We start from the raw sequence: 17,873 nt of genomic DNA, 5'->3' as shown, positions 1-17,873 counted from the left end.
CATTCCTCCGTGCTTGCGGCGAATTGTGCTTGTTGCCAGACTATCTGCAAAAATCGGATGTTCGCTTCCCACAGGTTAAGCGTTTGATTTTCACGAAAAATCGACGTTCGATACAGTGGGAGGTTGGAATGGACCATTGCGCCAAGCGTTTGATGACTGCGATCACAATGGCTGCGTTATGCGCCATATCTCCAGGCCAAGCCGCAACCACGACGACGACTTTTCCGGTAACGGCTTCGGTGCTGACGGCCTGCGCGGTCAGTGCCAACCCTCTTAATTTCGGCAACTATGATCCGACCTCTGCGACGCCTCTGGATGCGACGACAAACCTGTCAGTCCTGTGCACCGTGGGGACGTCGTTTACAGTAGGCTTGAACGCCGGGGCAGCGAGCGGAGCAACGGTCACGGCCCGCCGCATGGTCAATGGCGCCAACATCTTGAACTACGCGCTTTACCGGGAAGCGGCCCGCACCAATATATGGGGCAACACGCCGGGAACGGATATGCCGCCCGCGACCACCGCGCCAATATTGCCGACAGCGCTCACCGTTTACGGGCGCATTCCCGCGGGCCAAAATGTGCCCGCCGGAGGCTATGCCGACACTGTCACTGTCACCGTGAATTACTGACGCCTGTGATCGGCCAAAATTTGCGCGGAATGATTGCCGCCCTGCTCGCTTCGTTTCCGGCAGTTCCGCTTTGTGCGGCAAGCCTGAAGATTTTCCCGGTACGTCTGCTGCTGACCCAAGACGAGCCGGTGCAGACGATGACGATCGCAAATAGCAGTGACACGCCCACTCGCGTACAACTGCACATCTATAGCTGGCGCCAGGACGGCGAGGAAGACCGGCTGGAGGAAACTCGGGAGGTGCTTGCCAATCCGGGGCAGTTCGAAATTCCTGCTGGCGGCACGCAGATCGCGCGTTTCGGATTGCGTACAGGGATTGGCCCGCAGGAAAAAAGCTATCGCGTCATTCTGGAAGAGATACCTGGAATGCGCGCGGCCCTGCCCGGGCAGGTCGAAACCCTGCTGCGCGTCAGTATTCCGATCTTCGTTCCCCCCTCGCGTCCCAGCGGCCGCCTGTCCTGGCGCGCTTGGCCTTCGGGCAACCGCAACCTCACGCTTGCGATCCGGAACGACGGCAATGCGCATGTCCAGATCAATCGGCTGAGCCTGACGAAGCGCAATCGGCGAGAGGTGGGCCGGCAGGACATGTCCACCTATCTGCTGCCCGGATCAGAACGGCGCGTGACTGTGCCGCTCGGCGCGCCGGTCGCCGCGGGAGAGGCGCTCACCGTCATCGCGATGACCGATCAGGCCGAAATGAGCGCGGACCTGGTAGCAGAAGGGCCGCGCCATGAAGAAGCGACCCCTTGAGCCGATCATGGTCGCGCTCTGCCTTCTGTCCGGCCCTGTCTTTGGCCAAGAGTCCGATCCCGCTCGCCCGCCAGCCTTGACAGGACCTGAACCAGAAATGTTGCTGGTGGAAGTGGCGGTCAACGGCGATCTGCGTCCCGGCGAATATCTGGTCGCGCGACGACACGCGCGCTGGCTGATGCGACCGGCCGATCTTTCCCGATTGCGAATCGCTATCGGCACAGATGAAGCAGTGACGGTCGAGGGAGAAAGATTCATCGCCCTGCCGCCCGCCATTTCCGCCGGGTTCGACAGTGCGCGGCAACGGTTGGAATTGAACGTGCCGACGGATTTTTTCGAAGGTCAAAAGCTGTCCGCATCCAATGATCGGCTCCCGCCGACGGAGGGTGCCCTTGCCGCTTTCCTTAACTATGATGTTTCTCTGAATTATCAGCGTGGACTGAACGGAAGTGGATTTGTCGAGACCGGGATGTCCGACGACTGGGGGCTACTGGCAACCACCATGGGCTTCGGACAGGGTTTGGGCACAGGCGATGTGGTTCGGCTGGAGAGCTATTATCTGCGTGACGATCTTTCGGGCCTTGCCAGGTTCGTCGTGGGCGACACGGTGACAGCGGCGCCGGATTGGTCGCGGCAGGTTCGCTTCGGGGGTGTGCGTTTCGGCACGGATTTCAGTTTACAGCCCAACCTTATTACCTTTCCAACGCCTTCTTTTGCCGGACGTACTGCCGTTCCTTCCAATGTCGAACTACTGGTCAACAACGCATCCCGCTACCAGGGCCAGGTCGATCAGGGACCCTTTTCGATTAACCAGGCGCCGCTGGTCACGGGGGCAGGCGAAGTCACGATCGTGCTGCAAGACGCGCTGGGGGTCGAACGACGGGTAAGGACCAGCTATTATGTCAGCCCCCGGCTGCTCGCACGAGGCCTTGCGGCCTGGTCGCTGGAAGCGGGAGCCGAGCGACAGGATTATGGCATCCGCAGCTTCGCCTACCGCAATCCTTTCGTCGCGGGCACATACCGACGGGGTATAGCGGATTGGTTGACGGCCGATGGGCGAGCAGAGCTTAGCAAAGACGTGCGCATGGCGGGGGCTGGCGTCACAATGGTCTGGGCGCCTGTGGGCGAATTCGGCCTGGTAGTCGCGGGATCGCAAGGAGGGGATGGGCGAGGTGGGATGTATCGCCTTTTCTACAGCCGTGTGTCGCCCGCCTGGAATGTGGCGGTCAGCTATCAGCGCGCGTCGCGCCGCTTCGACCAGCTCGGCATTGATCGCGATCAGGACCGCATCGCCAAACAGATGCAGGCATCGGCCGGCGTGTCACTGGGCGGCGGCAGCGTCGCGCTGACCTGGACAGACCTTCGCTACGGCGATGGCAACGGGGCCAAGATCGCCTCCGCCAACTATAGCCTGTCGCTGGGCAGCCGCGCCTTTCTGAACCTTTATGCGATCCGCAGCGACCTGCGAGACGCGGGACATCAGACTTTGTTCGGCCTTGGACTGACTCTTCCGCTGGGTCAGCGCAGCAGTGGCTATGTTCAGGCGGACCGCCGCAACCAGCTGGCGGAGCTGCGGCAGACGCCCCCGATGGAGGGAGGCTGGGGCTATCGCCTATCGGCAGGCACAGGTGACAGCGACCGGCAGCAGGCGGAAGCGCGATGGCGCGGGGATGTCGGCGAAGTCAGCCTGGAAGTGGCCCGTCAGGGGAGTGAGGAGGGCGTCCGCATGCTCGCCAGCGGCGGCTTGCTGATTGCCGGCGGCGGCATTCGCCCCACGCGACGGATCGAAGGCGGGCTTGGTGTGGTGGAGGTGCCGGGGCATGCCAATGTCCGCATCTATCAGGAAAACCGGCTGATCACCCGGACAAACTCCAATGGAATCGCGATCATTCCTGACCTTCGCCCTTATGAGGCCAATCGACTTTCGCTGGCGCCGTCCGATCTGCCGTTAGACACGCAAATGCCCGATGACCGCATGATCGTGGTGCCTCGGTATCGGGGCGCGGTGGCTGCGCGCTTCTCCATCGAACGGCGGAACCCCGCCACCGTCATTGTTACCATGGCGAACGGTCAGCCGGTCGAACCGGGAGCGCACGTCATGGCGAGCGACGGAAGCCAGCTGTTCGTTGGCCAGCAAGGCGAAATATTCCTGCCTGACTTCAAGCCGGGGACCACGCTGAAAATCGATATCGGTCAGGGGGAATGTCAGGTCACCTTGCCGGCCGCAAAGGCGGGTGAGACCCTGCCACGGATCGGCCCTGTCGTCTGCCATCACGGTGATGCGCGATGAGAAGGGTAAGGTGGCTGTTCGCGCCGTTTGTCGCCCTGTCGGTTCCCACCCCGGCGGAGGCGGCGTGCAATGGCCTTGCGGGCTGTTCCTGCACGGTTACCGCCTCCGGGGTCAGTTTCGGCAACTACAATCCTCTTTCCTCCACTCCTAGTGACGTGACGGGGACCGTGCAGGTCAACTGCACTTTGCTGCTTGCGCTCGCGGGGTCGTTCACGGTCGATCTGAGCGCCGGCGGTTCAGGCGCCTTTTCGCAGCGAAGGCTAAGGCGGGGTACAGACAGTCTCGCCTATAATCTCTACACGGATGCCGCCCGGACCCAGATTTGGGGCGACGGCACGGGCGGATCGACGCGCGTCACTCGCAATTTCGCCGCGCTATTGAACTTTACCGATACGATGACGGTGTACGCTAGGCTACCCGCAAGGCAGAATGTCTCCGCAGGCAGCTATAGCGACACGATGATTGTGACTGTGACCTATTAGATCTGCTCTCCGACATCTGGCTTGCCAAGCCGGAGACGGCGCGGCGGGTCCGTCAGCGGATCGGTACCGTACTCGATTGGGCCTATGCCTCGGGCTACCGCGAAAGCGAGGCGCCGATGCGGGCGATCACCAACGTGCAGCATAGCAGCGGCTTCTGCGGCCGACCCTTTTGCGGCCGTTCAGCTGACGATTTTGGATCCGCAGGTGCAGATGGTTCGCTAGCCGGCTCAGCTTGATCTCGGCGCTCAGGCTCGATGGATTTTACTGAAGGGATCGAAATGCCATGAACCTACACTTGCTGGATCATCGCCGTCGTCTGGCTGGGCTCTAGGATGCCGGGGATAGCTAGCTTGCGCAACTTGGCCATGGATAGCTTGGCCGTACCGGGCCGCCCAGCACTCTTCCGCTCCGGCCGGGAGAATAGCGCCTCTAAGCTGTCTGAGCCAGGGGCGGTGCCGCGGCGGCAAGTCTACCGTAGCGTCTTCCGACGCCTTTTCCTGCATCCTTGGCGGCGTAAAGAGCTTCGTCTGCCCTAAGCCGCAGTTCCACGGTATTTGCGGCGTCTTCGGGCAGACACGCGAAGCCGATACTGGCGCCTACCCGGGCTGGCACGCTCTGGCCGGTTTCGTATGCGTGGCGAGAAATGGCAGCAATCAGTCGGTCGGCAAGTGGGGCGACTTGGTCTGGCACCATTCCCCGCACCACAACCATGAATTCGTCGCCTCCCATGCGCGCGAGCAAATCATCGTCCCCGAGTGCGTCGCGCAGTCGACGTGCCACCTGGGTGAGCAGGAGATCGCCAGCACCATGCCCGAACCGGTCATTCACCTCCTTGAAGCCATCGAGGTCGATGCTGATAAGCGCCATCTGCCGCTCCGCATCAGGAACTATCCGACTGAGGGCTTGATCCATCCCTTGTCGGTTGAGGACGCCGGTAAGCCAGTCGTGCTCGGCCAGATGGCGGGCGTGGGCCTGCGCTGCCAGGGTCTCCAACATCGATCGATGAAAGGTCATGATGATCTGCATTGCACCCAGCAAAAATGGTGGTGTGATTGGGAGGATAACGAGAAGCCATGGCTGGCCGGATGTGACTGCGCCGGTCACAAACGGGATGTCACAAAGTAGAACGAGCAAGAACGCAAAGCGCGGAGCGGCATAGTTGCGGGCGCAGATCGGTCCGATCATTGCCATAACGAGCGTCGCTGAAAGGACGCTAAGAACCAGATCCCCCGAGGAAATGATCGTGAATGCAAGCAGGCCCTGCAAGGTGCACCATAGGACGGACAAAAGAACGGACCTGTCAATTGTCGGCAGGTGAGTCGAGCTACGCTGGCCCCGACCTTGCCATTCGATCACTCTACAGGCAGCAACCGCCACCTCGCCTGCGATGAACAACCAGTAGATCGGCTGTCCGCTGCGATGCCATGCAACCAGTTCGATGGTCAGCGCGCAAAAGGATCCCATCAGCGCGGCCAGCGGCGTGGTGAGAAGTTGCGCTAACAAAAACTCGCGGCCGGCATCGTCGACGTCATTCGTCGGCTTAAAGAGCCACTGCGCCGCCCGGAGTCGGCAGCTAAGCCTTGCTCGACCCGATATGTCTACGGCAGGTTGACCCATAGCCCAAATGTGACCGGAACGCCTTCAAAAAAGGTTAATCATTCGCCGCGTTGAGACATCTTCGTGGATCAGGGGCGATATTCAGCGCCTCTGGTCACGACATGCATGGATAGTATGCAAACGGCGTCCACCTGGCCTGGCGCCATGGGTCCGCCGCTTCAAGCTGCCTGATTGCGGACGATCCATTCTTGCCCCTCAACCGCGCCATCTCCTTACTCTCCCGATCGCTGCGGCGCTCTTGCTGAGCCTTTCACGGCCAGAGCTTGATTCCGCAACCTGTGAGCAGAGGCGTGGCTGCCCGGAAACCGCCTTGTCTCCAGCCGATGACGATGGTCTTGTCGCCTCTTCTTGACCCATGGATGATATCACAGCCGGAACAGTCCGTAGATATCCGGATGGACGGCAACCGGGGGCATATCGATCTTCCGCCGGTTGACAGGCCGGCGCGTGACGCTGCCTGCCGGTCGTTTTGCCGGGGAGACAAGGCGTGGTGAGGATAGGGAAGCAGCTTGATCATGCCGGTCTCTCCGCTTCGCAGGCGCGGGAGCGGCTGGCCGAGGATGGTCCCAACGAGCTGCCCCGCCCGAACCGGAGGACGCCGCTGCGGATCGCGGCGGAAGTGCTGCGCGAACCCATGTTCGCCATGCTGCTGGCAGCCGGGATCATCTATCTGCTGCTTGGTGACAGGACGGAAGCGTCGGTCCTGCTCGGCTTTGCGGGTCTGTCCATCCTTATCACCATCGTCCAGGAAGCGCGGACGGAACGCACGCTGGAGGCGCTTCGCGACCTGTCGGCACCGCGCGCGCTGGTCATCCGCGATAACGAAACCGTGCGCGTCCCCGGCCCTGAGGTCGTGCATGGCGATATGCTGGTGCTGGAAGCGGGTGATCGCGTCGCGGCCGATGCGCTGGTGATCGAGGCGCAGGAGATGGAGGCGGACGAATCGCTGCTGACCGGGGAGGCGGTTCCGGTTCGCAAGCGTGCCGCCCGAACCGGCGAACCGGATCGGGCCGAACCAGGCGGCGACGATACGCCTTATCTTTTTTCGGGCGCCGTCATCACGCATGGGCGCGGCATTGCGCGGGTGAGCGCCACTGGCCTGCGCAGCCGCATCGGTCAGGTCGGACGGTTTTTGGAGACGTTGGAAGCGGAAGTCTCGCATCTCCAGAAGGAAACCGCGCGGATTGTCGGCCTTTGCGCCATCGGCGGCGTGGCTGTCGCGCTGCTGGTGGTCCTGCTCTATGGCGGCTTGCGCGGCGACTGGATGGCTGCGCTGCTTGCCGGGATCGCGACAGCCATGTCCTTGCTGCCCGAAGAATTCCCCGTGGTCCTCACCATCTTCCTCGCCATGGGCGCGTGGCGCATCGCGCAGGTTGGCGTGCTCACGCGCCGCGCGTCCGCCGTCGAGGCTCTGGGCGCCGCGACGGCGCTATGCACTGACAAGACCGGGACGCTGACGCAGAACCGCATGACAGTCACGGAACTGTGGCTCCCGTCAGGGGAAACGGTGCCGCTGGGCGACGGATTGGTCTTGCCCGAATTCCATGCCCTGATCGAAACCGCGGCGCTGGCCAGCGCCCCGGTGCCGGTCGATCCGATGGAGGTTGCCTTCCACAGTGCCGCGAGGGACGCCCGCGTTCCGATGCGGGAAGGATGGCAACTGGTTCACACCAATGGGCTTCGGCCCGATCTGCTGGCTATGTCCAATCTGTGGCGGACAGGCGCGGAAGGAACGCTGGCCGTAGCCGCCAAGGGCGCGCCGGAAGCCATAGCCCGACTTTGCCGGCTGGATGCCGCAGCGCATCAGGTGGTTGATCAGGCCGTCCGCGCCATGGCGGCCCGGGGCATTCGCGTGCTGGGGGTGGCCAGCGCGACGATCGCGCCGGAGGATCGGGACAAGGGGCATGAAGCGCATGACTTTTCGCTGCTCGGGCTGGTCGGCCTGTCCGATCCGCTGCGGGCGGGGGTTCCCGAAGCGATAGCGCAATGCGCCGCCGCTGGTGTCCGGGTGGTGATGATCACCGGCGACTATCCCGCCACGGCCCAGGCGATCGCAGCGCAGGCGGGAATCGCTTCGGACGGAGTCATGACCGGCGATCAGGTCAGCGCGCTATCGGATACCGAACTGGCCGAGCAGGCGAAGGAGGTGACCATTTTCGCCCGCATCATGCCCGAACAGAAGCTGCGCATCGTCTCCGCGCTCAAGGCCGCGGGAGAGGTCGTCGCGATGACCGGCGACGGGGTGAACGATGCGCCTGCGCTCAAGGCGGCGCATATCGGCATCGCCATGGGCAAGCGCGGCACGGATGTGGCGCGCGAGGCAGCAGCCATCGTCCTGGTGGAGGATGATTTCGGCGCCATCGTCGTCGCCATCCGCCTTGGCCGCCGCATCTACGACAATATCCGCAAGGCCATCGGCTTCATCTTCGCCGTGCATGTCCCGATTGCGGGGCTTGCCCTTTCCCCGCTGCTGATGGGCCTGCCGCTGGTGCTGGGTCCGATCCAGATCGCCCTGCTCGAAATGATCATCGATCCTGTCTGCGCGCTCGTCTTCGAAGCCGAGCGCGCAGAACAACACATCATGCGACGACCTCCGCGCAATCCCGCCAAACGCCTCTTTTCCATGGACCTCATCGTCCCAAGCGTTCTTTACGGCGGCATCGCCTTCGCGCTGCTGCTGGGGCTTCACATCGCCATGACATATTGGGGCTTTGCACCCGATCGAGTGAGGACCGTCCTGTTCTTCGGGCTGGTTGCTTCCATCATGACGCTGGTGCTGGTGAACCGATCCTTCAGCACGTCGCTGACCCGTGCGCTCTGGCGTGACAATGCGTCGCTGCGCTACATGGCGGCTGCCGTGCTGGCAGCGTGCGGATTGATCCTAACCCTGGAGCCGCTGCGCCGCCTGCTCCACTTCTCCCAGCCAGATCCAGCAGATTTGCTGTTCCTGATCTTGCTGCCTGTCCTGCTGCTCTTGCTGTGCGAAGGCATGAAAGGCTGGCAGAAAAATATCAGCCCCTGATCCTTCGCTCTCCCTCATTCTGCGGGCGCGAAACATCTCGCCATGGCTTCGTCATCCGACGACGGCTTGCCGCATGGGTCGAGGTCATGGAGGAATGCGATGATGTCCGTCACTTCCTGGGCTGACAGGACAAAACGGGGCATATTCCGGTGACCGACCTCCAGCCCCTTGAGCAATGCCGGCCGCAAAGCATCGACAGGATATTGTCGATAAAGATTCCGGAAGGGCGGCGCGAGCGGGTCGGGGCTGTTGCCGGCCTCGCCGATGGCATGGCAACTCGCGCAACGCCGCTCGGCCAGTTCACGCCCTCGGGATACATCTCCAGCATTCCCGGCCGCGGCCATGGTTGCGGCACCCGTCAGCGCGAGGCTGATTGCGATGGCGACCTTCCACATGGCTCTTTACCCCGATGACAGGAGGTCTGAATAAATCCGAAGCCTGCCGCTGTCCAATACCGTCAAGCCTTGAGCGCCACGGGCTTGCCGACCCTGTGGGAGGCGGAGATGCTTCCGCCCTCGAAACTGGGGCGGTGGGCGTTCACAGCGGCTGCCGGTTGAGCCGGAGCGCATTGGCGACCACGCTGACGGAGGACAGCGCCATCGCGGCGGCGGCGATCATCGGGGACAGCAGGATGCCGAAGATCGGGTAGAGCAGGCCGGCCGCGACCGGTATCCCCGCCGCATTGTAGATGAAGGCGAACACCAGATTCTGGCGGATGTTGGACATGGTCGTCTGCGACAGGCGCCGCGCCCGGACGATGCCGTTGAGGTCGCCCTTGAGCAGGGTGACGCCCGCGCTCTCAATCGCCACATCGGTGCCTGAACCCATGGCGATGCCCACATCGGCGGCGGCCAGGGCCGGCGCGTCGTTGACGCCGTCCCCGGCCATCGCCACGACGCGGCCTTCCTTCTTGAATTTCGCGACGACCGCGCTCTTCTGGTCGGGCAGGACTTCGGCCTCGACCTCTTCGATCCCCAGTTTCGCCGCGACCGCCTCGGCCGTCGTCCGGTTGTCGCCCGTCAGCATCACGACCCGGATGCCTTCCTGCCGCAGTGCCGCAAGCGCCTGCGGCGTCGTTTCCTTTACCGGATCGGCGATTGCGAAGGCGCCCGCGACTTTGCCGTCGACGCCGATGAAGATAGCCGTAGCGCCCGTGCGGCGAAGGTCATCCGCCTGCTCGCTCAGTTCGGAGGGGTCGATGCCCTGGTCCTTGAGAAACACCGCATTCCCCAGCACGATCCGCTTGCCCTCGACAGTACCAAGCGCGCCTCGTCCGGTGGGCGAGTCGAAGTCGGCGACCTCAGGCAGCTCGAGCCCCCGCGCCCTGGCGGCCTCGACGATGGCGAGGGCCAGCGGATGCTCCGATGCGCGCTCCACCGCCGCCGCCAGCCGCAGGACTTGCCCATCATCGAAGCCGGTTGCGGGCACGATCCCGGTCACGGCGGGACGCCCTTCGGTGAGGGTGCCGGTCTTGTCGACGACCAGCGTGTCGACCTTCTCCATATGCTCCAGCGCCTCGGCATTCTTGATCAGCACGCCGAGCCCCGCGCCGCGCCCGACGCCGACCATGATCGACATCGGCGTCGCCAGACCCAGGGCGCAGGGGCAGGCGATGATCAGCACCGCGACGGCCGCGACCAGACCATAGGCGAAGCGCGGCTCCGGCCCCCAGATGCCCCAGCCGACGAAGGCGAGCAGGGCGATGCCGATCACGACCGGCACGAACCAGCCCGAAACCTGGTCGGCCATGCGCTGGATTGGCGCGCGCGACCGCTGGGCCTCGGCCACCATCTGGACGATACGCGCCAGCATCGTATCGCGCCCGACCTTCTCGGCGACGATGACGAGAGCGCCGGTCTGGTTGAGCGTGCCGCCGATCACCTTGTCGCCCGCCGCCTTGGTGACCGGCATGGATTCTCCCGTCACCATCGACTCGTCGAGCGAGGACCGGCCGTCGGCGACGACGGCATCGACCGGCACCTTCTCGCCAGGGCGGACGCGCAATCGGTCTCCGACGGCGACGAGATCCAGGCCGATCTCTTCGTCGGTGCCGTCCGGCCCGATCCGGCGCGCCGTCTTGGGGGCGAGGTTGAGCAGCGCCTTGATCGCGCCCGAAGTGCGCTCTCGCGCGCGAAGCTCCAGCACCTGCCCCAGCAGGACCAGCACCGTGATCACCGCCGCCGCCTCGAAATAGATGGCGACGCTGCCGTCCGCTCCCCGGAAGGCGGGCGGGAAGATGCCCGGCGCAAGCGCCGCGACCATGCTGTAGACCCAGGCGACCCCGGTGCCCATCGCGATCAGCGTGAACATGTTGAGGTTGCGGCTCCTGAGCGACGCCCAGCCGCGCTCGAAGAAGGGCCAGCCCGCCCACAGCACCACCGGCGTCGCCAGCACCAGTTGAATCCAGGTCGAGACCTTCATCGGCACCAGATGGTGGAGAGCAGGGAAGACATGCCCGCCCATCTCCAGCAGGAACACCGGCAGGGCCAGCGCAAGTCCGATCCAGAAACGGCGGGACATGTCGCGCAGTTCGGGACTTGGCCCGCTTTCGGCGGTGATCGTGGCGGGCTCCAGCGCCATGCCGCAGATCGGGCAGGCGCCCGGATGATCCTGACGGACCTCCGGATGCATCGGACAGGTCCAGATCGTCCCCGGCGAAACAGCGGCCTGCGGCGCTGGGGGACCGAGATAGCGTTCGGGGTCGGATACGAACTTGGACTGGCAGCTTGCGCTGCAGAAATGATAGGTCATCCCGGCATGATCCGCATGATGCGGCGTCTTCACGGGATCGACCGACATCCCGCAGACCGGATCCCTGGCCTGAGGCCCGCCGGAAACATCCGCCTGATCATGATGATGGTGATGTTCATGCGTCATCGAGCAGCTCCTGTGGAGGCATGGATTTCCACCGTTTTATTTGCGGTTATGAACCCTCCCTCCGCCAGTTCAGCCCCTGAATGGACAGGGCGTCGCCCTCCATAGCGTCGCTGTTACCGCCGATGTCGGCCTCCAATTTTCCTTAACCATATCTGCGTATGATTCGCCGAAAAGGTCGAGGGCGAAATGAGCGTAGAAGCAAAATTTTCAACCGATGATGCACAGGAACTGCAGCTACCACAAAGCCCGAAGCGACAATGGTTCCGTCTGCCGCGCAGGATGCTGGTCGGCGGCGTTCTGTTGGTGATGGCCTTCGCCGTGCTGGTGCGCAGCTTTATCTTCACAGCCGGTTACAATACCACATTGGTGGCGGATATAGGTGTCGTCAGGGCTCCAATCTCCGGCGAAGTCGACCGGCTTGGCGCGAATGTCGGGGACCGCGTGACGCGGAACCAGCTGCTGGGCAGCTTTGCCGCTCCGGTCGGCCTGTCGGCGGCTGTCCGCGCCGGATCGGAAGATGTGGATCAGATCCGCACGAAACTGGTCAGCATCGACGGCCGAATGGCCGCTCTTGCGGCGGACGCCGCCCGCATCCGCAGTGAATCGGGCATCTATCGATCTGAAAAGCTGGTGCAGATGGATGCCGTCGCGGACGAAAGCTCCGCCCAACTGTCCGCCGCGCAAGCGCGGCTGGCCTTTGCGCAGAAGCAGTTGGAACGCGCCCGGTCTCTTGCCGAGCGGGGCTTTATCAGCGCGGCCGGACTTCAAAGGGCAGAACAGGATCAGCGCGCCGCCCTGGCAGAGCAGAATGCGGCGATGGCGCGCCGACGCACAAACCTGATCGAGGCGCGCGCCGCGGGTCGAGGCCTGTTCCTCAACAACGGCTACAGCAACGTCCAATATTCGACCCAGCGCCTGAGCGATCTCAACCTTGCCATGAGCGAACTGCGGGGCGAGAGGGAGAATCTCGCCGCAGCGCTCGCCAACGCGCAAAAGCTGAGCGACGGCGGCAAGGCCGGCGCCATGCGGCGGTTGCAGCTTCCGTTGCAGGCGAGCGTCAACGGACGGGTGTGGGCGAAGGTCGCTGCCCCCGGGGAATCGCTGCGTGAAGGCGATCCGATCTACATGCTCGCGGACTGTTCGTCCTTCTTCGCCTATTTCACCGTTGGCCGCAGCGCCTACAGCAAGCTCAACATCGGCGCGCCCGTGACGTTCGTCGCATTTTCGAACGGCGATCGCTGGCCGGGCGCCATCGTCAACATGGGGGTGGGCGATCCTTCCCAGCTCCGCGTCACCAGCCACATTCCCAATCCTGCCGCGGGCGAATATCTGATCGGCGCGCGGATCATGCTGGATGCGCAAGGCCGGAAGCAGTGCCCGGTCGGCACGGCGGGCCGGGTGGTGCTGTAACGCGGCCATGAACATCGTCGAGATCCCCTCCTATTTCTGGGGCCTCGCCACCCTGGGCCTTTGCCTGCTGGTGTTTCCGCAACTCGACCCAGCCAACCGCCTGCATCGGCTGATCGTCAGCGGCGCCGCGATCGGATCGATCCTGATCTACATGATATGGCGCCTGCTCGCCACGCTCGATCTGGACAGGCCGGTTTCCGCGCTGCTCTCCGCCGGCTTCTTCATGCTGGAGGTCTGCTCCACGCTGGGCGGGGTGCTGGTCCTGGTCGTGCTGACGCGAAGGCGCGACCGCCTGAAGGACGTCAGCAGCAACATACGCTGGCTGCACGCCAACAGGCCCAGCGCGGCGATCTTCATCTGCACCTATAATGAAGATATAGGCATTCTCGACCGCACGATCACCGGCGCGCTCAACCAGAACTATCCAGCGAAGGTCTACCTGCTGGACGATGGCCGCCGGCCGGAGGTGGAGGCGCTGTGCCGCCGCCGCCAGGTGGAATGGCTGACGCGCCCGGACAATGTTCATGCCAAGGCCGGCAATATGAATGCGGGCATGACGACCCTGGCGACGCGCGGCGAGATGCCGGATTTCGTCGCCATATTGGATGCGGATTTCGTCGCGCTGCCCAATTTCATGTCCCATTGCCTGGCGCTGTTCCAGGATCCCGCCGTGGGGGTGGTGCAGACGCCGCAGCACTTCTTCAACCCCGATCCATTGCAGCACAGGATCAAGGGGCATCTGGACCTGCCCGACGAGCAGCGATTCTTCTTCGACACTTTGCTGCCCGCCAAGGACGGATGGGGCACGGCTTTTTCCTGTGGGACATCGTCGGTCGTCCGCACCGGCGCGCTTGCCCGGATTGGCGGCTTCCCTACCGACAGCATTACCGAAGACATGCTGCTGTCGATCCGCATGAAGGAGCATGGCTTCGTCACCGCCTATCTGAACGAAAAGCTCAGCCTTGGCCTCGCGCCGGAGGGAATCGGCGAATATTGCACCCAGCGCATCCGCTGGTGCATCGGCGCGATGCAGATCATGCGCAGCGCCGACGGCCTGTTTTCGCGCAAGGGGCTGAACTGGATCGACAGGATGAGCCTGATGGAAACCCTGCTCTACTGGATGGGCAGCTTTCCCTTTCGCCTCGCCTGTTTGCTGGTGCCGATCCTCTATTGGTTGACGGGCCTTACCGTCATGGACGCGCCGATCGGCGAGCTTGCGACTTTCCTGCTGCCCAGGATCCTGGTGGAAGCCTTTGCCATCAGCTGGTATTCCAACGGCCGCATCCTGCCGCTGTTGACGGACACGTCCCAGTTGCTGGTCGCGCCAGAGATTGTGGCGGCATCCTGCCACACCCTGCTGTTCCCCGGGGAACGTCCGTTCAAGGTGACCAACAAGGGCGGCGACCGTTCCCGGACGGTGATCCACTGGAAATTGCTTTCGCGCTTTGCGGTCGTCCTGCTGCTGACGGCGGGCGGGATGCTGTTCAGCTATGGCTCGCCGCTGGCGCCCACCTTCTTCTCCGAACAGAAAGACGTCGTGGCGTTCTGGAGCATATACAACGTCCTTGTCTGCATCATCGCGATCATCGTCTGCATCGAAAAACCCCGAAGGGCGGAAGAACGCGCCCCCATCAGCGGAACGGCGCTTTTCAACGCAGGGGACAGCGCCACCCCGGTCCGGCTGCTCGACATTTCCTCCAGCGGCGTGGCCTTTGCCAATGAAGGCGGTTGGCGCATAGGCGACAGGGGCACGATTTCCATCAGGGAATTGGGGGAGGTTCCGGCGATCATCGCGCGGATCACGGATCGCGTCGTCGGGGCAAAGATCCTCCTTTCGCCCCAGCAGCAGGTTGCGCTTACACATTTCCAGTTTGCCGGCGACCGCATGCGCACGCCCGACGTGTCCACGCTGGGCAGCGTCCTGGCGCTGATCAGGGGGCTGGCGCTGAACTGATCGGATGCGGCGACTGATCGGATGCGGCGACAATCGGCGCCAGCATGGCCACCGATATTATTGCCCCATCTCCCGTCGCGCCATGCGTCATGCCGGCGCCGGTCCGGAACTGTCCCGCTGCACCAGCCTGAAGCTGAAGTGCGGCGTGTCGGCCGCGCCCCCCGCCAGCGCGTCGATCACGGCGCTGCCCATCGCCTCCAGCGGCTGGCTGACGGTGGTGAGGGGCGGCCAGGCCGTAAGGCCGGCGGGCGTGTCGTCGAAGCCGACCACCGACAGATCCTCCGGCACGCGCAGCTTCAGCCGGTGCGCCACCGTCAGCGCGCCGAGCGCCATGTCGTCATTGGTCGCGAAGATCGCGGTGGGGCGCTGGCCCTGGGTCAGCAAATGCTCGCCGGCCTTTATGCCCGACTCGAAATCGAAGGCCCCTTCGACGAACAGCCCCTCCTCCAGGGGCAGGCTCGCCGCGATCATGCCGTCGCGAAAGCCCTCGACGCGCTGCATCGCCGCCTTGTGGCTGGCGGGCGGGGTGATCACGCCGATGCGGCGATGGCCAAGACCGATCAGATGATCCGCGACCATCCGCCCCGCCGCCCGTTCCGGTGTCGGGATGTTGAAGCTCTCCGCCATCACCGATCCGGCGATGCGGGCGCAGGGCAGCTTCAGTTCGGACAGGCGCTGGAGCAATTGCGCGTCGTCGGACAGCGGCGGCACCAGGAAGACCCCGTCGGGCCGCAGCGCCGCGACCAGGCGGTCGAGAATGGCGAAGCGTTCCTCCCCCGCCAGCGGCATCGGCTCCACCACCAGGTGATAGCCCAGATCCCGGCATCGGTTCGCCGCGCCCGACTGGATGCCGCCATTATAGGAAGGCGCGGGGTTGTTGTAGAGGAAGGCGATCATGAAGGACCGGCCCCCAGCCAGCCGCCGCGCCGACTGGTTGGGCCGGTATCCAAGCTGGCGGATCGCCGCCGTCACCCGTTCGCGCAGCTCCTCGCTGACATTGGGCGCCTTGTTGACCACGCGGGACACGGTCTTGATCGATACGCGGGCCAGGGCCGCGACGTCGTGGATGCTGGGCATCAGCGATGCCGGTCGGAAGGAGGAGCGGTCATAAGCCGGTCTTGCCATGGAAGGCGGAGCGAGGAAACAACGTTTACCCGGACAATCGACAGGCAAAGCCATCATGGTCGTGCCGGAATCGCAACCATGGCGCTCCAATCGGCAGATCGATGCCCATCGCCGTGAAAAATCTTCTTGATCGGCCATCGGCGCTGGGCTAGAGCAAAAAGACAACGTTGTCATACTCTCCAGGCAGGACAACGGCTGTCATCCCGGGCGGCGGTCGGATGAACTGCACGCTTCAGGTCGTTGCCCGGGATGCGCTTTCTTCAGGATCGGCGCAGAGTCAGCAGCACTTTCAGGCCGGGGCCGTTGTCCGCCAGCGCCACTCCGCCATGATGCAGCCGCGCCACCGCCTCCACCAGCGACAGGCCCAGCCCCGATCCCGGCCTGCCCCGCGCCGGGTCGAGCCGACCGAAGCGCCTCAGGGCGGCAGCACGGCTCTCCGCCGGGATGCCTGGGCCATTGTCGGCCACGGCGATCAGCAGGTCGCCATTCTCGATCGCCGCGCTCAATTCGATGCGGTCGCCGCCCTCCGCATAATAGAGCGCGTTTTCGACCAGATTGGCGAGCGACTGGCTCACCAGTTCGCGATGGAGCGGAAAGACCAGCGCGTCAGGCGCGGAAACGGCCAGCGCAAGGCCGCTATCCTCCACCAGGGGACCGTAGATCTCTTCCACGTCGCGCAGCAGTTCCGCGACCTGGGTATCGCGCCGCCGGTCGCCGCCGAAGCCTGCCTCGGTCCGGCTGATGAGCAGCGCGGTGGTCAGCATGGAACGCAGCGTCTGCGCTTCATGATGCACCTTTTCCAGCGCATCCAGCGCGGTGTCGTCCCGCGTCTGGGCGCTGGCCTGCTCGACCACGGAAATGAGGCGCGTCACCGGGGATTTGAGGTCGTGGGCAAGGCCGTCGGTCATCATGCGAAGCTGCGTCACCAGCGCATCGATCCGTTCCAGCATGGCGTTGATCGACTGGCCGAGCCGGTCGAAGGCGTCGCCGCTGCCGTCGGTCGGCACCCGTCGGTCGAGCGCGCCCACGGCAACGTCATTGGCGGTCGCCGCGATGTCGGACACCTGCCGCGCCAATATGCGGCCCAGCATGATCGCGATGCCCAGCGCCAGCACCAGGCTCATGACGAAGGCGACGGTCAGCGCCTCCTCATAGATGCGGGTGAGTTGCAGGCTGTTGGAAACCACCATGCCGGTCAGCAATTGCCCGCCGTCCCCCAGCTTCACGGGAATGACGCCCATCGGCTCCGGCGCGTCGCGGCCCGTGCGGTAGAGCGACATGATCTGCCAGCGCCCGTCGGCGCGCAGCCCGGCGGGCCAGGCGCCCAGATTGCCGCTGATCGGCCGCCCGGCCGCGTCGGTCAGCAGCAGCACGGCGCGTTCCCCCTCTATGGCGCGGAATCGTCGGGCGATCTCCGCGCGCAGGGCGGCCGACCCGCCGCTGCGGTGAAGCGCGAGCAGGTCGTCGCGGGCATCCTCCACCGCCTGCCGGTCGGCGGCGACGACGGTGCGCTGGCTGGCCTGCTGCACGAACAGCAACACGCCGCCCGTCACCAGGAACTGGCAGAGGAAGGCGAGGCCGACGAAGCGCCCGATGGTCGAACGGGCAAAGCCGAGCCAGCGACGGGAGGGAGGGGGCTTAGCGATTGCTAAAGGGCCTTTTGGTTGGAGAGCGGACCTATCCTATTCCTCCCCATCGAGAGATGGGGAGGGGGACCG

Annotated in this window: 13 protein-coding genes; 8 read left to right on the top strand and 5 right to left on the bottom strand. The window is 64.2% G+C overall.

What is annotated here, in order from left to right; genetic code table 11:
• Positions 1-29 precede the first annotated feature (29 nt).
• The 5 genes from L286_RS0124615 to L286_RS49815 are packed head-to-tail and all read left to right on the top strand — an operon-like array spanning position 30 to position 4,386.
• Entirely contained in the window at positions 30-629 is a 600-nt protein-coding gene (locus L286_RS0124615; protein ID WP_238559312.1) for a Csu type fimbrial protein, read from the top strand.
• A 29-nt stretch (positions 630-658) separates the two neighbouring features.
• Positions 659-1,378 (top strand): fimbrial biogenesis chaperone, encoded by a 720-nt coding sequence (locus L286_RS35750; protein WP_020817802.1) that lies wholly within the window; start codon positions 659-661, stop codon positions 1,376-1,378.
• Complete coding sequence (locus tag L286_RS35745) at positions 1,359-3,668, top strand: fimbria/pilus outer membrane usher protein (protein ID WP_029986397.1); 2,310 nt, start codon at positions 1,359-1,361, stop codon at positions 3,666-3,668. Before L286_RS35750 ends, L286_RS35745 begins: the two co-directional genes overlap by 20 nt.
• Entirely contained in the window at positions 3,665-4,150 is a 486-nt protein-coding gene (locus L286_RS0124610) for a Csu type fimbrial protein (protein ID WP_013039229.1), read from the top strand. The genes L286_RS35745 and L286_RS0124610 overlap by 4 nt, the downstream gene beginning before the upstream one ends.
• A gap of 2 nt (positions 4,151-4,152) precedes the next feature.
• Positions 4,153-4,386 carry a phage integrase central domain-containing protein gene (locus tag L286_RS49815; RefSeq protein WP_380775778.1) on the top strand — a complete coding sequence of 78 codons (234 nt, stop codon included), beginning with the start codon at positions 4,153-4,155 and terminating at the stop codon, positions 4,384-4,386.
• A 193-nt stretch (positions 4,387-4,579) separates the two neighbouring features.
• Here the strand turns inward: L286_RS49815 and L286_RS35740 are convergent, their stop codons facing one another.
• The gene (locus L286_RS35740) at positions 4,580-5,767 is read right to left on the bottom strand and encodes a GGDEF domain-containing protein (protein WP_020817804.1); all 1,188 of its coding nucleotides are present in this window, start codon (positions 5,765-5,767) and stop codon (positions 4,580-4,582) included.
• A gap of 490 nt (positions 5,768-6,257) precedes the next feature.
• Between L286_RS35740 and L286_RS35735 the strand changes: the two genes are divergently transcribed.
• Positions 6,258-8,789 carry a cation-translocating P-type ATPase gene (locus L286_RS35735; RefSeq protein ID WP_020817805.1) on the top strand — a complete coding sequence of 844 codons (2,532 nt, stop codon included), beginning with the start codon at positions 6,258-6,260 and terminating at the stop codon, positions 8,787-8,789.
• Between the two features lie 14 nt (positions 8,790-8,803).
• Here L286_RS35735 and L286_RS35730 read toward each other — a convergent pair whose 3' ends face one another.
• Positions 8,804-9,184 (bottom strand): c-type cytochrome, encoded by a 381-nt coding sequence (locus L286_RS35730; protein ID WP_020817806.1) that lies wholly within the window; start codon positions 9,182-9,184, stop codon positions 8,804-8,806.
• A 142-nt stretch (positions 9,185-9,326) separates the two neighbouring features.
• Entirely contained in the window at positions 9,327-11,666 is a 2,340-nt protein-coding gene (locus tag L286_RS35725; protein ID WP_020817807.1) for a heavy metal translocating P-type ATPase, read from the bottom strand.
• Positions 11,667-11,852: 186 nt separating this feature from the next.
• On the opposite strand from L286_RS35725, the gene L286_RS35720 reads away from it, so the two are divergent.
• Entirely contained in the window at positions 11,853-13,076 is a 1,224-nt protein-coding gene (locus L286_RS35720) for a secretion protein (protein WP_235181742.1), read from the top strand.
• Between the two features lie 7 nt (positions 13,077-13,083).
• Positions 13,084-15,030: a glycosyltransferase gene (locus L286_RS35715; protein WP_020817810.1), complete on the top strand. Its 1,947-nt coding sequence runs from the start codon at positions 13,084-13,086 to the stop codon at positions 15,028-15,030.
• A gap of 87 nt (positions 15,031-15,117) precedes the next feature.
• Here L286_RS35715 and L286_RS35710 read toward each other — a convergent pair whose 3' ends face one another.
• Both L286_RS35710 and L286_RS35705 read right to left on the bottom strand, forming a co-directional pair.
• Positions 15,118-16,107: a LacI family DNA-binding transcriptional regulator gene (locus L286_RS35710; protein WP_020817811.1), complete on the bottom strand. Its 990-nt coding sequence runs from the start codon at positions 16,105-16,107 to the stop codon at positions 15,118-15,120.
• 308 nt (positions 16,108-16,415) lie between these two features.
• Positions 16,416-17,708, bottom strand: a complete 1,293-nt coding sequence (locus tag L286_RS35705) for a sensor histidine kinase (RefSeq protein ID WP_020817812.1) — start codon at positions 17,706-17,708, stop codon at positions 16,416-16,418.
• Positions 17,709-17,873: the final 165 nt, after the last annotated feature.

It is taken from the genome of Sphingobium sp. HDIP04, from assembly GCF_000445085.1.
Taxonomy (GTDB): Bacteria; Pseudomonadota; Alphaproteobacteria; order Sphingomonadales; family Sphingomonadaceae; genus Sphingobium; species Sphingobium indicum.
This window is presented reverse-complemented; position numbering and strand designations above follow the sequence as displayed.